At 49.4% G+C, this 15,015-nt stretch carries 13 protein-coding genes; 3 read left to right on the forward strand and 10 right to left on the reverse strand.

What is annotated here, in order from left to right:
- Positions 1–20: 20 nt before the first annotated feature.
- Positions 21–710, forward strand: a complete 690-nt coding sequence (locus AB3N00_RS19710) for a response regulator transcription factor (protein ID WP_413036121.1) — start codon at positions 21–23, stop codon at positions 708–710.
- A 50-nt stretch (positions 711–760) separates the two neighbouring features.
- On the opposite strand, the gene AB3N00_RS19715 is transcribed toward AB3N00_RS19710, so the two are convergent.
- The 5 genes from AB3N00_RS19715 to ftsE all read right to left on the reverse strand — a co-directional run bounded on the left by AB3N00_RS19715 (position 761) and on the right by ftsE (position 6,817).
- Positions 761–2,086 (reverse strand): PDZ domain-containing protein, encoded by a 1,326-nt coding sequence (locus AB3N00_RS19715; protein ID WP_413036122.1) that lies wholly within the window; start codon positions 2,084–2,086, stop codon positions 761–763.
- Positions 2,087–2,150: 64 nt separating this feature from the next.
- Positions 2,151–3,623, reverse strand: a complete 1,473-nt coding sequence (locus tag AB3N00_RS19720; protein ID WP_413036590.1) for a S41 family peptidase — start codon at positions 3,621–3,623, stop codon at positions 2,151–2,153.
- 136 nt (positions 3,624–3,759) lie between these two features.
- On the reverse strand, positions 3,760–5,037 hold the full coding sequence (locus tag AB3N00_RS19725) for a murein hydrolase activator EnvC family protein (RefSeq protein WP_413036123.1): 1,278 nt from the start codon (positions 5,035–5,037) through the stop codon (positions 3,760–3,762).
- Positions 5,038–5,223: 186 nt separating this feature from the next.
- Positions 5,224–6,141, reverse strand: coding sequence for a permease-like cell division protein FtsX (gene ftsX / locus AB3N00_RS19730; protein ID WP_413036124.1), 918 nt, complete (start codon positions 6,139–6,141; stop codon positions 5,224–5,226).
- Positions 6,131–6,817 carry a cell division ATP-binding protein FtsE gene (gene ftsE / locus AB3N00_RS19735; protein WP_056693908.1) on the reverse strand — a complete coding sequence of 229 codons (687 nt, stop codon included), beginning with the start codon at positions 6,815–6,817 and terminating at the stop codon, positions 6,131–6,133. The genes ftsX and ftsE overlap by 11 nt, the downstream gene beginning before the upstream one ends.
- Before the next feature lie 253 nt (positions 6,818–7,070).
- Between ftsE and AB3N00_RS19740 the strand changes: the two genes are divergently transcribed.
- Positions 7,071–8,504, forward strand: a complete 1,434-nt coding sequence (locus AB3N00_RS19740; protein WP_413036125.1) for a VanW family protein — start codon at positions 7,071–7,073, stop codon at positions 8,502–8,504.
- A 76-nt stretch (positions 8,505–8,580) separates the two neighbouring features.
- On the opposite strand, the gene AB3N00_RS19745 is transcribed toward AB3N00_RS19740, so the two are convergent.
- The 4 genes from AB3N00_RS19745 to AB3N00_RS19760 form a co-directional block, all read right to left on the reverse strand.
- The gene (locus AB3N00_RS19745; RefSeq protein WP_413036591.1) at positions 8,581–10,146 is read right to left on the reverse strand and encodes an MDR family MFS transporter; all 1,566 of its coding nucleotides are present in this window, start codon (positions 10,144–10,146) and stop codon (positions 8,581–8,583) included.
- Between the two features lie 72 nt (positions 10,147–10,218).
- Positions 10,219–10,911, reverse strand: a complete 693-nt coding sequence (locus tag AB3N00_RS19750; RefSeq protein WP_413036126.1) for a hypothetical protein — start codon at positions 10,909–10,911, stop codon at positions 10,219–10,221.
- Between the two features lie 32 nt (positions 10,912–10,943).
- Positions 10,944–11,669: a polymer-forming cytoskeletal protein gene (locus AB3N00_RS19755; RefSeq protein WP_413036127.1), complete on the reverse strand. Its 726-nt coding sequence runs from the start codon at positions 11,667–11,669 to the stop codon at positions 10,944–10,946.
- Positions 11,670–11,683: 14 nt separating this feature from the next.
- Positions 11,684–12,307, reverse strand: coding sequence for a YhbD family protein (locus tag AB3N00_RS19760; protein WP_413036128.1), 624 nt, complete (start codon positions 12,305–12,307; stop codon positions 11,684–11,686).
- A 295-nt stretch (positions 12,308–12,602) separates the two neighbouring features.
- Between AB3N00_RS19760 and AB3N00_RS19765 the strand changes: the two genes are divergently transcribed.
- On the forward strand, positions 12,603–13,382 hold the full coding sequence (locus tag AB3N00_RS19765; RefSeq protein ID WP_413036129.1) for an alpha/beta hydrolase: 780 nt from the start codon (positions 12,603–12,605) through the stop codon (positions 13,380–13,382).
- Positions 13,383–13,548: 166 nt separating this feature from the next.
- Here AB3N00_RS19765 and argH read toward each other — a convergent pair whose 3' ends face one another.
- The gene (gene argH / locus AB3N00_RS19770; protein WP_175394751.1) at positions 13,549–14,952 is read right to left on the reverse strand and encodes an argininosuccinate lyase; all 1,404 of its coding nucleotides are present in this window, start codon (positions 14,950–14,952) and stop codon (positions 13,549–13,551) included.
- Positions 14,953–15,015: the final 63 nt, after the last annotated feature.

Genomic DNA, 15,015 nt, shown 5'->3' on the forward strand with positions numbered 1-15,015 from the left:
AAAAGGAAGTGATTGTGCTAATGTCAGAACAAAATGAACAAAGTAACAACCAGGATGCAGATCAGGTCCAGTCCATCGGGTTGATCCTCGCAGATGATGATTCCTTTATCCGCGAGAGTCTCAAGGTACTGATTGGACTTGATCCCGGCATTACCGTTGTAGGTACAGCTTCAAATGGACGTGAGGCGATCGAACTGCTCGAGGCAGGAACCACTGCCGACGTTGTACTGATGGATATCCGGATGCCGGACTGTGATGGTGTCGAAGGTACTCGGCTCATTAAATCCCGTTTCCCTGACGTGCAGGTGCTGATGCTGACGACATTTGACGATGACGAGTATATTGTCCAGGCTCTGCAAAATGGGGCCAGCGGTTATTTGCTCAAAAATGTGCCCCCGGACCGAATCATTCAGGGGATCAAGACGGTACATAACGGCGATATGTTGATTCACCCTGATATTGCCCGCAAGCTGGCGGGTCTGCTTCGTCCCGCTGCAGCTCCCCAGGCACATGAATCCCTTGAGTCTTATGGGCTAACCCGAACGGAACTTGCTGTTGCAGAGGCGATATCAGAGGGGCTGTCCAACAAGGAGATTGCCGCCAAACTATTCCTGAGCGAGGGTACAGTCAAAAACTATGTCACCGAAATTCTCGGTAAACTACACTTGCGTGATCGAACGCAAATTGCCATCTTTATGTTAAAAAAATAACAAAAAGGGTACGCCCTCGCTTGTTCAAGCGGTGGAGTACCCTTTACTTATTACATTTCTACCGATCCTTGTTCACTCACCGCAGGAGCTGGCAGAGCCAGCGGAGCCTCGTCCTTGCGATTATTTTTTCGACGGGCAAACAACTTGAGTGTGATGAGATGAACCAGGGATAACGGACGCAGCTGCACCGCCCAAACTTCATGATTATCCGGAGCCATAATGACACCGAGCTGATGATGCTCACCTTCATAGATGGCCCGCTGCATAAACTTGCTCTCACCCTGATGATTGCGAACTTCCAGTTTGCAAAAGGCCGGATTCATCCGCAGGGCACGATGCAGCTCTTCAGGTGAATGAACCATCACGCCATTCACCTTGTACAACGTCTCTCCTGCTTCAATTCCCAGTTCTGCCGCAGGGCTGTCCGGAATGATTCCAAGTACTTTCAGGCCGTGTGCCGGATGAACAAACACCGGACTGCGATGCTGTTCCTCAAACCCGCTGTACCACACCAGGAATTCATGTCCGATAAATGCTGCCAGAGCAGCAACCACCATAAGCGGGGACCACCAAGCTGCCAGGAGACTGAGCACAAGGAGGCTAGTCCCGTAAAGCAGCAACCGTTTTGCCGAAATCTGTACTTTCTGCCCTGGAAGCATGCTCTGTGTAACTTCACCAAATCCAAGCATGATTGGTAGTGCAAACAGCATGTAACCATTGCCTGCGCTCAAAAGCGGACTCCAGGCGAGCTCCGCTCCGCTCCCCGTTACCGGGACCAGAATCAGCAGCGGGATGGGCCAGAAATGCTGCAGCTGGTATCCTCCGACCAGTTTGCCCCGCTTGCCTTCGAAGAGCAATGGCGAAGCCATGGTTACCCCTTGCAAGCGAACCAGCATAGCCTCACCGAGGTGCAGCAATGCAGCCAGTACCAGTAAGGCAGGCATGTCCAACGCACGCAATGCCTCCGTTACGCTGCCAAGCCACCCCGTCGGCTGCCACCCTGAGGCCAGATTCAGCGCGAACTGTAATACGCCAAGCAGCCCTGCCGCGTATGCAAAGCACAGATATCGAATACGGAACAATGACAGAAATAATGTCGCGGCCCATATGCAGATCACGCTGCCGAGTGTAAGATGTGCCCCGAGAAAAATGGATACCACCGAGGCGATGACACCAATGACTATTCCTCCCAGTAAAGCACGAATGGTCTGAGTAATTGAACTCTGCAGACGAACATGGAATAACCTGCGTTCCTGTAATAATTGACGATGATAGATAAGTGCAATCAGAATTACCGCAATATAATAAAACGGCTGAGTAAACAACTGCAACAATGCTTCCCCTAATGTCGTTAACCACGGCCAAGCCCATTCCATTGTGGCCCGTCACCCCTCTCCTTCAGCCGGTTCAGAAAAAAAGAAGGCTGAATATCAGCCTTCTTTATGGCTTCGACACGGCAGTCGATATATCCTTCGAGACATTTTCGATCGCGCGCTTCAGCTGTGCATCATATTGAGGATTGGCAATGCGTTCAATCAGAGCCGCTTCCAATGATTCAGCGGTTTTCTCGTCAATCTGGCCTGTTGCCTCAATGCCTTTCTGCTTCTGGAATGCCTTGACCGCCTCTTCCGTCTTCTGGTCATAGTATCCATCCACACGATCCGGCTCAAATTCAAGTCCTCTCAGCATCGTCTGCGCACTTTTCACATCCGTGCTATTACTGTCATATTTCAAAGGTAATTTCTCTTTATTGATCGGTGCCACCGAGAAGTAATCCGGCTGGTTTACCGCAATATCCGGTTTGATGCCTTTTTCATGAATCCAGTCCCCATTCGGAGTCAGCCATTTGGCAATGGTGATTTTCAGCAGGCTGCCGTCACCCATTTGCTTGTCATAACTCGTCTGTACGGTACCTTTACCAAAGGAATTTTCTCCAACCAGCGTTGCGCCTGCAGACTGCTGCAATGCACCAGCCAAAATTTCCGACGCACTCGCGCTTCCTTTGTTCATCAGTACAGTGATGGGATACGACTTGCTGGAACCATTCGATTTGCTCTGCTCACGTTTGCCGTTTTTGTCCTCGACCTGCACGATCACTTTGCCTTTTGGAACAAACTGCTCGGCAATATCGATAACCACTTGCAGCACGCCGCCCGGGTCATTACGCACATCAATGACCAAACCCTTCATGTTCTGCTTCTCCAGATTCGCCAGCTCTTCCTTGAAGCGATCTCCAGTGTTCAGTGAGAATTGGGTGATGGTAATGACACCTACACCGTTATCCTCCATATGAGCGTATACGGTCTCCAGATCAATATCATCACGCACAATGGTAAATTCAATCAACTCCGTGGATCCGGCACGTTTCACCTGTACCTTGGCTTCACTGCCTTTTGGACCCCTGATTTTGTTGACAGCCTTGTTTAATTCCATGCCTTGCAGGGATTCTCCATTTACAGACATGATCATGTCTTTGGCTCGAATACCCGCTTTCTCGGCAGGTGATCCTTTGATCGGGGAAACAACAACGACGTTTCCGTCCTGTGAGGATACCTCGGCCCCAATTCCGGTAAAGGAACCTTCAATGGATTCCTCGAACTGGGCAGCTGTTTCCTGTCCCATGTAGTTGGAATACGGATCTCCAAGGGATTCCATCATACCGTTGATCGCACCATCGATCAATTTGGTCTGGTCCACATCTTTATAGTAGTTGCTTGAGATCAAATCCATTGCGGTTTCAATCTTCTTCAAATCGTTCTTCTGCTGCGTATTGCCGGTTACACTGGCCAGCAGGCCTTCACCCGAAGTGGTCTGATTGGCCATGCCTGGATAACTCATCAGTACCAGCGTAAGCAGGCTCCCTCCAAGAAGGGCTACAATGGCAAGCAGTAGCGCCGATCTCTTCTTCATCATCCGTTTGCTCACCGCCTTTAGTTTTGAAGCGTGTCAGATTCCATTGCTTTCCTGAATCCATTCCCTGAACATGCCAGCTTAGTATATGTCTAGCTTGTACGGAATATGTTTATTCCATTCCCTTGCGGTCAAACCATTATAGATAGTTCATCGGGTTCACTGCCGTACCATTATCCCGAACTTCAAAGTGCAAGTGAGGTCCTGTTGAATTGCCTGTATTGCCAGATTCGGCAATTAAATCGCCTTTGCTGACCGTATCTCCCTTGCTCACCTTAAATCCGCCTTCACGCAGATGACCATACAATGTCCATAGACCGCCACCATGGTCTACGATAACGGTGTAGCCATATCCACTGTACCACTCAGCCATGATTACGATACCACCCGATGCAGCATGAACCGATGTGCCCGTTGGAACAGCGAAATCAACACCATTATGCATTTTTCCCACTTCCCCCGTAATAGGGTGTGTACGGCGTCCAAATGGAGAAGAAATACGTCCACCGGATACAGGTTTGGAGAAAATGCCATTCCCCGCTGAATACGTGGCCTCACTGCTGCCTGTGCTGACTTTGGTCGGCGCCTTCGCTGCTGCTGCTGCCTTAGCTGCAGCGGCTGCTTTGGCTTTGGCAGCGGCTGCCGCCTGCTGCTCACGCAGTTTATTTTTCTCCTGCAGCAGGGTTGAACGCTTGCTGGCGATCTGAATCAACACATCTTCCTGCTCCTGCGTCAGCTCTTCCGACTCTTCAATTTTAGCATCATAGGAAGCCAGAAGCACTTGCTTCTCCTGTTCCTTTTCATTTAACTGTGCCTTGCGTTGTTTCTTTTGTGCATACAGGCTCTTGGCTTCAGCATACTGCTTGTCCAGCTCAGCCTTTTTGTCGACAACGAGCTGCTTGTCCTTTTTGTGCTCATCCAGCAGATGCTGGTCCTGATCCACAATGGTTTTCAGTGAATCTGCACGCGTCAGGAAATCCGAGAAGCTTGTTGAAGACAGTAACACATCCAGATAGGATACCGCACCATCCGTATACATCAGACGTACACGGGATTCAAGCAGTTTCTCCCTTGCAACGATACGCTCCTCTGCGGCCTGCAAATCTTTTTTCGTTGTGCGAAGATTCTCTTCCGTATTCTCGATTTCCAATGAAACGTTCGCCAGTTCATCGCTGACAACATTGATCTGCTCCATGACAACCTTCAGATAAGCATTGGTTTTGTTCTTGTAGTGCTGAGCTTGCTTCTTGTTGGCAGCTGCCTTTTTCTGTTCCTGTTTGGCCGCAGCCGCCTTGCTCTCCAGCTGTTGAATCTGTTGGTCTATATCGCTAATGCTACTCTTGGCATATCCGTCCGAAGGTTGAAGCGTCAAACCGGCCAATAAAGTGAAGGCCAGCAGCGAAGCTGTTTTTTTCAAAATGGTGATCCCCCATCCTATGAATTCACAAGAAAGCAACCTGCACAGGTGGTGAACATCATGTTCTATGCTTTCTTCAATCGTATAAAGAGTGCGTCTTCCCTACATATCGTCAAACAGAGTCCAATTGTGAACCTGCTTTGCCATTCTAATTCGACAATTTTTGCATTTCCATGGATGAAATTATTAAACATTAAGCGATTTGCGAATGGACAGTGTACTTCCCAAAATACCAACCAGCACACCGAGTCCGATCAAGAGGATACCAAACAGCAACCAAATGTCGCTGAGCGGAATCAAATTAAGCATTTGCATGAATACATCCTGACCAATGGTAGCCAGCAGGCGGCTGTAACCGAAGAACAGTACGGCTACCGTAATCACTGAACCGATAAATCCAATGAGTGCACCTTCGATAAAGAAAGGCCAGCGAATGAATGTGTTGGTGGCACCGACCAGCTTCATGATGCCGATCTCCCGGCGACGGGCAAGAATCGTTACGCGAATCGTATTCGAGATCAGGAACATGGACATCAGTGCCAGTCCCCCGACAAAAATAAATCCGATATTCCGGACAAGTCGTGTAAATTTGAACAGTACATCCACCGTTTCCTTGCCGTAGTTCACTTTCATGATGGGCTTCTCCGGGTGTTTTTCGTTCAATGCTTCAATTTTTTGCGCCACAAAAGTGACGGTTTCCGGTTCAATGACCTCAACTTCAATCGTCTCCGGCAGCGGATTATTATCCACATCGAAACCGTCAAGCACGTTATTGGCACTTTCGCCAAGACGTTCACGGAACTCCTTGAGTCCCTCTTCCTTGGAAACAAAGCGAATCTCACTCACTTCCGGCATTGCACTGATCTCCTGCTGCAGCGTATTGCGCAGGCTCTCATCCACATTCAGCTCCAGAAACGTACTGATCTCTACCTGACTGTCCACCTGATTGGCCATGGAATTCACATTCAGCACCAGCAGCATGAATACACCAAGGATCAGCAGTGACACGATGATCGACATGATGGATGCCACAGACATCCAGCCATTGCGGAATACGTTTTTGAATCCCTCCCGCATATGGCGCAAGAGAGTACTAAAATTCATAACCGTATTCCCCTCTCATCTGATCCCGCACAATCTGTCCACGTTCAATGGCAATAACCCGTTTACGCATCGTATTTACGATATCCTTGTTATGGGTTGCCATGACAATCGTCGTTCCCCGGAAATTAATCTCGTCCAGCAGCTGCATAATGCCCCATGATGTCTCCGGATCGAGGTTTCCTGTAGGCTCGTCCGCGATAATAACCGACGGATTGTTCACGATCGCCCGTGCGATGGCAATACGCTGCTGTTCCCCGCCTGACAATTGCGAAGGTTCACGATTCGCCTTGCTGCGCAGTCCCACCAGATCGAGCACTTCCATTACCCGTTTCTTGATGTGACGCTTCGGCGCCTCAATAACCTCCATGGCAAAAGCCACGTTCTCAAAAGCCGTCATCTTGGGCAAAAGGCGGAAATCCTGAAACACAACGCCAATGTTACGGCGCACATAAGGAATTTTACGTGGTTTCAATTTACCGATATTAAATCCATTGATGGATATTTGTCCTTTGGTCGGAACTTCTTCCCTGTACATCAATTTCATAAATGTTGATTTACCAGCGCCGGATGGACCGACGATATACACAAATTCATTGCGGTCGATCTTCACCGACACCCCTTGTAATGCGTGGGTCCCATTGGCGTAGGTCTTCCACACGTCCTGCATTTCTATCACATCATCACTTCCTGCTCACATAGTTAGCCATTATCATTTCGACACAATCCCGGCAATTCCTTTAAAAAGACCTGAATTTCATCAGGAGCAATCCATTTTATCCTTTTTTCGATCCTCATGAATGGACGCATAACAAATATATTGTAACAAATTTGTTACCTATTGAGTACCCGAAAGTTTTCCTCCATTGGATCATATATATAGAAAGTGTTACGAAATGCGGAACATCAGAAGTATAAAGGAGCGTACGGATATGAAAAAAATACATTTGGCCGTCATTATGGTGTTCTCGATCCTCTTCATCGGCTCCGCTTCCTATGGATTGCTGTATATGTATGTGAACCAACCCGCTTTGCCCGGCAAGGTACAGGTTGGCGGCTGGCAGGTCGGAGGAATGAATCGGAGCGAAGTGCTGATGGGACTGGATGAACGTTTGAAAAAGCTGGAGGACTGGCCTGTCACGCTGGAGGTGGATGAGCCTGCATCCCTGACGCTGAACATGACAGCCAGCGAAGCCGGTGCAGGTTACAGTGCCAACGCCTTTCGGTCCGCAGTACATCAGCTGGAGGAAGGAAACGTGTGGGAACGCGCGTATGCCCGTTATCATTTTGGTGAGGAATGGTCACTCGAGCAGCTGTATGACACCCAACCGCTAAGAACAAGACTGAGTCCTGCCTGGGAAAAAGAAACCTTCGGCACACCCGCGGACGCTGTCCGGCGAATCACCGCAAACGACAAGATCCAGTACATCCCCGAGAAGGGCGCCCGGCGGATCGCCTGGGATGAGCTTGCAAACCAGATGCTGGCGAAGCTTCCGCATGACTTCACCATGCTGGATCTTGATGCCAAGCCTGCCTCGCTGATAATCCAGCTGCCGCTGTACACAGAGCAGCCTGAAGTAACGGTAGATTCTCTGCGCAAGGAAGGCATCGAGCGGAAGATCATCCAATTCTCCACAGGGCTAGGCAGCAGCACGGAAGGACGCATACATAATGTCAGTGCAGCAGCACAATCCGTGAACGGCATGATTTTGGAGCCTGGAGGCATGTTCGATTACGAAAAGATCATTCGCCATGCCGAGAAGGAATATGGCTTCCGCGAAGCTCCGGTCATTGTCAGCGGGCGTCTTACCCCTGGTATTGGCGGAGGCATATGCCAGGTGTCCAGTACAGTCTATAATGCAGCCTTGTTAACCGGACTCGATATTGTCGAGCGGCGCAACCATTCCATTCCCGTCAAATATCTGCCGAAAGGGCTGGATGCCACCTTTGCCTCCGGCGCAATCAATTTCAGGTTCAAGAACAATACCGGCAAATCATTGCTGATCCATGCCGAAGTGAAGAACAAGCAGTTGACCGTCAAATTTTTTGGCACCTTTCCCGAGAACGTCAGTTACGCGCTGGAATCCCATACGATCGAAACGTTAAGTGCCCCCGTGAAATATGTATCCAGCAATGTGCTGCCGGATGGTGCCCAGCAGGTTTTGCAGAACGGGCAGCCCGGTTATATTGTGGAAACCGTACGCATCAAAAAGGTGGACGGCAAAGTGGTAGAGTCCAAAACCATTACGCGGGATACGTACAAAGCACAGAATCGCCTTATTGCCCGCTCTGGACACAGCAGTCTGCCAGATCCGCAGGAGAATTCGGTTGTAGAGGACGGCGTAAGTGATACCAAACAGCCATAATGATCCATAGAAATAAAAAAAGACACACCTCTGTTATCCATAATGGAAACAGAACGGTGTGTCTTTGGTTTTTCATTTAGTGCCCTGCTGTATACTCTCCCTGCTCTTCGCCTATAACCATCTTGTCTTTTCCCATAAAGAAGGCAGCAATTAGGGCCAGTGCGGCCGGTATGGCAGCCCAGGCAAACAGCTGCACAATGGAAGAAGACAACGCCTGAGTGATTGCCTCCAGCACCTGAGGCGGAATCGCCTGTCTAAGCTCTGGTGAAAGCAAGGCATGTGGATCGCTCAGATTCAAGCCCTCAGGCATACCGCCCGCTGGAACTCCAGCTCCCGCCCCGCCTGCTTCAGCAGCAGATCCGGCCAGGGCATCGTTCATTTTGCGCGTAAATACCTGGCTCTGTACAATCCCAAAGATCGTAATCCCCATGGTCATCCCGAGTGACCGCAAAAAGTTAAGTGTGGAGCTCGCAGCTCCGCGTCTTTGCGGTTCAAACGCGTTCATGGCCGCATTGCTGAGCACGGAGAACGAAGCTCCGACACCCAGACCAACCAACACCATAAATACGCGAATTGTCCAGAGGGACGAATCTGCATCCAGTGTGGTTAATAGGCCAAGACCGAGAACCAGCAGCGCCAGCGTCGGGATCATAATATTCCGATATTTAATCTTGGTCATCAGCACCCCACCCATTGAGGCGGTTACGACAGACCCCAGCATCATGGGCAGCAAAACGAGACCGGAATTGGTTGCTTTGCCGCCGAGCACGCCCTGAATGAAAATCGGAATATATACCGATGCCGTAATAAATGCCGCACCACTGAACATGGCAATGACATTACTGGACCAGTACACCCGATTGCGGAACATGCCGAAAGAGATGATCGGTTCCTTTGCTCTCGATTCTGCCCACAGGAAAAGCAGCGTCAGCACTACAAATCCGGCAAACAAACCGAGGATCTGCCACGAGTTCCAGGCATATGTTTTGCCGCCCAGTTCAAGTCCAAAGATGAGACAGACCACCGCACCAATCAGCGTCACTGCGCCCAGCCAGTCGATCTGCTGGGATTGATGCTGATGAGATTCCTTGTAGAAAAACGCAATAAATACAAACGCAATCAGACCAAGCGGCAGGTTGATATAAAAGACCCATTCCCACGTGGCATACTGCGTAATGTAAGCACCCAGCAGCGGTCCAAATACGCTGGACAACCCAAACACGGCTCCAAACAATCCGCCCAATTTCCCCCGTGCCTCTGGTGCAACCACGTCAAACATGATGGTAAAGGCAATCGGAACCAATGCACCTGCACCAATCCCCTGGATCGCTCTGTACATGGTCAATTCCACAATGGATGTGGCTGTTCCACATAACGCCGATCCAAGCATAAACACGATAATACCGAATACAAAAAACTTCTTCCGTCCGTACATGTCGGATAATTTACCGAAGATCGGCATACCTGCCATCTCGGCTACCATGTACGCTGAGGTAACCCAAACAAACTTGTCGAGTCCACCCAACTTGCCGACGATATCCCCCATCGCCGTTGCCACGATGGTGTTGTCCATCGAAGCCATCAGTATGCTGAGCAGCAGCCCTGCCAGCACCAATCCAATATTGTTTTTACGTGCAACCATTGTACTCAATCTCTCCATTCACGCTCTATTCATATGACTGAAATAGTATATCCGAAAAGCTGCAGTCATTAATCAGTCCAAGGACCGATTGCGCTGGATCAAAACTTCCGATTGTGAATGGATTTGCAAGGAGGAGTTGTACTCCACTGTACCAATCCGGCAGCCTGGGCCAATTTTTATTTTATCCCCTCGGACAACCTCGGCTACCGTGTTCTCTAATTCTATTTCGTCGCCTTCAATCAGGTTTGCCGTAAGAATGGGTTTGTTACCAGTAAACAAACCTTCCAGCAGTTTTCCCCGGCCACTCTTCACCGAAATGATCGAACCACCTATTTCCCTGACCTCGGATGGACCCATGACTCTAATGGTCATTTGCTCTGCGCTGAGCATACCAGCAATCGTAAAACGACCATTCAGCTTGAAATTTTCCGCCTGACAATCACCTGATAGATGAATCTCACCTACTACTTTCATCTTTTCAGCTTTTGCATGCACACCAGATACAGGGTTTCCACCCTCACCTTCATGGACAGGAGCTCGCTCTGTCAAGGTAAGGGTTCCCGTAATTTTAATATCTGTTGATTCAAGCGATCCATAAATGACCGATGTCCCCGTACATTTGAATTGATCACAAAACAGATTGTCATTAAACGAGGAATCCCCCACGACCTTGACCTTGTCGTACACACCGCCAGCGGAGCTACCTTCACCGATAATGCTGATGTCGTTTTTCTTATCCAATGGACTACCAAAATGGTTATTCACGTCGGTCACATTCCTTTCTCGCCCTATCAAGTCTACATCCGCTGACTGCTGCCCACCTTCGCATCCTGATCCACCTCGAGCTCACCCGAATATTCGACCAGCCTGATATTACAGCCACGACCGATATGCACCTTACTGCCGCGAACAATATCCGCCTGGGTATCTTCCAGCACAATTTCATCTCCTTCGATCAGGGATGTCTTAAATGAGGGTGTTCCGCCCAGACCAATGCTTTTCCAAAAACCGCTTTGTTCCCTGCGGCGAATATCAATGCGTTCCCCGCCAATCTCTTTGGCCGAAGAAGAGGTATGAAGCCTGATCTCTACCGTTCCTGCATTCAGGAAGCCACTGATTCTAATATTGCCCTGTACGTTCAGGGACTCGCATTGAACATCGCCTTCAATATCGATCATGCCGCCGATATCGATTCGTTCCCCATCCACCCGTCCACGTACGGTGCACTTCCCGTTAACTTCAAGTTCTGGGCTATTGAGGTTTCCGTTAATGGTTGACATGCCATCCACACGAACACGGGAACTGATCAAGGGGCCGTTCAGCGTACACATGCCGTTAATCGTTGCACTTTCTGCGCTTAAAGCTCCTTGCATCTTCAATGTGCCATTCACATTTAGGGAGGTACAATCCAGGTTACCGTTTACCTTGGCCATGCCATCAATGGATACCCGGTGAAAATTCCCGCCTGCCGTTTGGCTCATACCTGCTACGTTCAGATCATTGCGCAAATTCCGTTCTTCCATCTATGATCCTCTCCTTATCCCAATTTGAGTTTTAACTCTTCCATATACGTCCCCATCGGCTGCCTGAGAACCACCTTCACACCGTTGTCAAAATAAAGCTCCGTTCCTGCCGTTACCAGCATGAATGTCGGCACACCCATCTTGCGAATAAGCAATAGTTCACTTGCTCTGCTCGCGAAACGGTAGTAATGCTCAGACATGACATCAATCAGCAAGGAGCCTTCCTGACGGGTGATATCCCCGCTCAATAGCAGCTTTTCAAGTACATAGAGCATCATGATTTGCTCCAATGCGTAAATGGGCTGTTCCCGTCCTGCCTCTCTAACCAGTTCAAGCGAAGACAATGAAACAATGTTTCGGTCTATTAATTGCTGAGCAGACATTTCCACTTCACCCAATGTGGGCGAAAACACGTCTGCCAGCTCATCCAGAGACAATCCATCCTTCATGTTGAGGATCTTGTCAATTCGCGGCAGGATCTGCTGTTTTGGAAAAAAGGTTTCCTGCCCTGTGTACGAAGACTTCCGAATAAACCATTCTTCCGGAATGAGGTTTTTCCGCTTCCAGCGGTATAACTGGCCGTAGGAAATACCGGTAAGGTCCAGCAAGTCTTTCTTGGAGATCAAGTCTTCTGTCATATATGGTCCCCCTTTATGTTGAAAACAGTGTAACATAACATTGTTACGTTGTGAAGTGTGGATGAATTACGGGCTTTCATTCCGATCCATTCCAAAATGAATCCCTTTGTAGCAGCTGCCTGAATTGTGGATCCTTTAGTTTTCCTCCAATGGATGTTGTTATTGCAATGAACGGGTTTTGGGTATAACCTGTGTGATAGACACTAAGGAACCATTGCAGGTTCATAACCTTTCATTTCAGACCGGGTATGAACGTTTTTGCGAATGGAATTATGAAAGGGGTTACTTTTGAGATATGGCACTGATTAAATGTGATTTTTATTCCGACGCGCTTGGACTCAGCACGAGCATGCATGTTATTCTGCCACAACAGACCCATACTCAGATCGGAATGGACAACGTCTCGGGTAAGGGACTGCATCCTACGCTGTATTTGCTGCATGGTTTATCCGATGATGATTCCATCTGGCTGCGCCGGACCTCCATTGAACGATATGTAGCCAACCTCGGAATTGCTGTTGTCATGCCGCAGGTGCACCGCAGCTTCTATACGGATATGGCTGAAGGCGGACGTTACTGGACATTCATCAGTGAAGAGCTGCCTGCGCTGGCGCGTTCCTTCTTCCCGCTGTCTGCCAAACGCGAAGATAACTATGTTGCCGGCTTGTCCATGGGTGGTTATGGAGCTTTCAAATTGGCTCTGCGCAAACCGGAACAATATGCCGCGGCAGCAAGTTTATCGGGGGCGCTCGATATGGCTGCACATATGGACAGAAACGCATCATCAGCGCTGCAGCAGGCCGAGCTGCAACGAATTTTCGGACCACAGGTAGCAGGCACCGAGAACGATCTGATTCATTTGTTAAAAGAAAGCCAAGGTCAACGGCCTCTGCTCTATCAATGTTGCGGAACGGAAGATTTCCTGTATGAGGATAATCAGTCCTTCCGCCAAGCTTGCGCACAGACCGATTTCCAACTGACGTATGAAGAAGAACCAGGTGGCCATGACTGGGCCTATTGGGATGCCAAGATTCAAAATGTATTGAACTGGCTGCCTCTGCCTGAACGGAAATAAAGAGGAACGCCTTATAAATGGAACCATGATTCATTTCGAATTGAGTAATGGATAAGTTCAATTTCAAATTTTATGAGGAAACAGCAAAAAAAGCAGACCACAGAGGAAGTCCCTCTCTGGTCTGCTTTTGCATTGTATCGCTTTGTATTCATATAGCAACCGCGGCTTAGCCGCGGTTTGTAATCCACTGCTCCGTAATCTCCAGCACCTTTTCACTGCGTCCGATAGCCTCTGCCACTTGACCGGAAGCTGTGCCGCCATACACATTACGCGCGTTCACAACCGCTTCCGGCTGCAGCACGTCATAGATGCGTTCATCGAACAGCGGAGAGAACTGACGGAACTCATCGATCGTCAGATCCAGCAAATACTTGCCGTTCTGGATACAGTACAGCACCGTTTTACCGATCACTTCATGCGCCTGACGGAAAGGCAAACCTTCGCCTACAAGGAAATCGGCAATATCCGTAGCATTGGAGAAGTCCTGGTTTACCGCTTGACGCATCCGATCCTTGTTTACTTTCATCGTCGCAATCATCGGAGCGAACAACTGCAGTGCGCCTTCCAGCGTAGCCACCGTATCGAACATGCCTTCCTTGTCTTCCTGCATGTCTTTGTTGTAGGCGAGTGGAAGAGACTTCAGTACAGTCAGCAAACCGATCAGGTTGCCGTATACACGTCCGGTTTTACCACGAACCAGCTCGGGAACGTCCGGATTTTTCTTCTGCGGCATAATGCTGCTGCCTGTGCAGAACGCATCGTCCAATTCAACGAAACCAAACTCCGTACTGCTCCACAGCACCAGCTCTTCACTCAGACGGGACAAGTGAGTCATGATCAGGGAAGCTGCTGCCAGAAATTCAACGATGAAGTCACGGTCACTAACCGCATCCAGACTGTTTTCATACACACCGTCGAAACCCAGCTGTTCCGCCACAAAATGGCGATCAATCGGGAACGTAGTGCCCGCGAGTGCACCTGCACCCAACGGAAGAACGTTAATGCGTTTGTAGCTGTCCATAAGACGTTCAGCATCCCGTTGGAACATGGAAACATACGCCATCAGGTGATGAGCGAACAGGATCGGTTGCGCACGTTGAAGATGGGTATACCCTGGTACAATCGTATCGAGGTTGTCTTTTGCCTGTCCGATCAAAGCTTCCTGCAGCGCATGCAGCATGCCGACAAAACCAACCACACGCTCACGCAGGTACAAGTGCATGTCCGTTGCCACCTGGTCATTCCGGCTGCGACCTGTATGTAATTTGCCGCCGACAGGGCCAATCGTTTCAATCAGGTTTTTCTCGATGTTCATGTGGATGTCTTCATCCGAAACGGAGAATTCCACTTCGCCCGCACGGATTTTGTGCAGTACCGTAATCAGGCCTTCCTTGATCGTCTCCACATCTTCTGCAGGCAGAATGCCGCATTTGCCCAGCATGGTTACATGGGCGAGACTGCCCTGAATGTCTTCCTCTGCCAAAGCTTTGTCAAAGTTGATTGACGCCGTATATTCCTCAACCAGATGATTGGTTTGTTTGGTAAAACGTCCTCCCCACAGCTTGCTCACGGTGAGTTCTCCCCTTTCGCTCATGGACAAAGCCGCCCCTGCCCGATGTGCAAGAACGGCCTG

The sequence above is a fragment of the Paenibacillus xylanilyticus genome, assembly GCF_047246825.1.
Taxonomy (GTDB): domain Bacteria; phylum Bacillota; class Bacilli; order Paenibacillales; family Paenibacillaceae; genus Paenibacillus; species Paenibacillus xylanilyticus_B.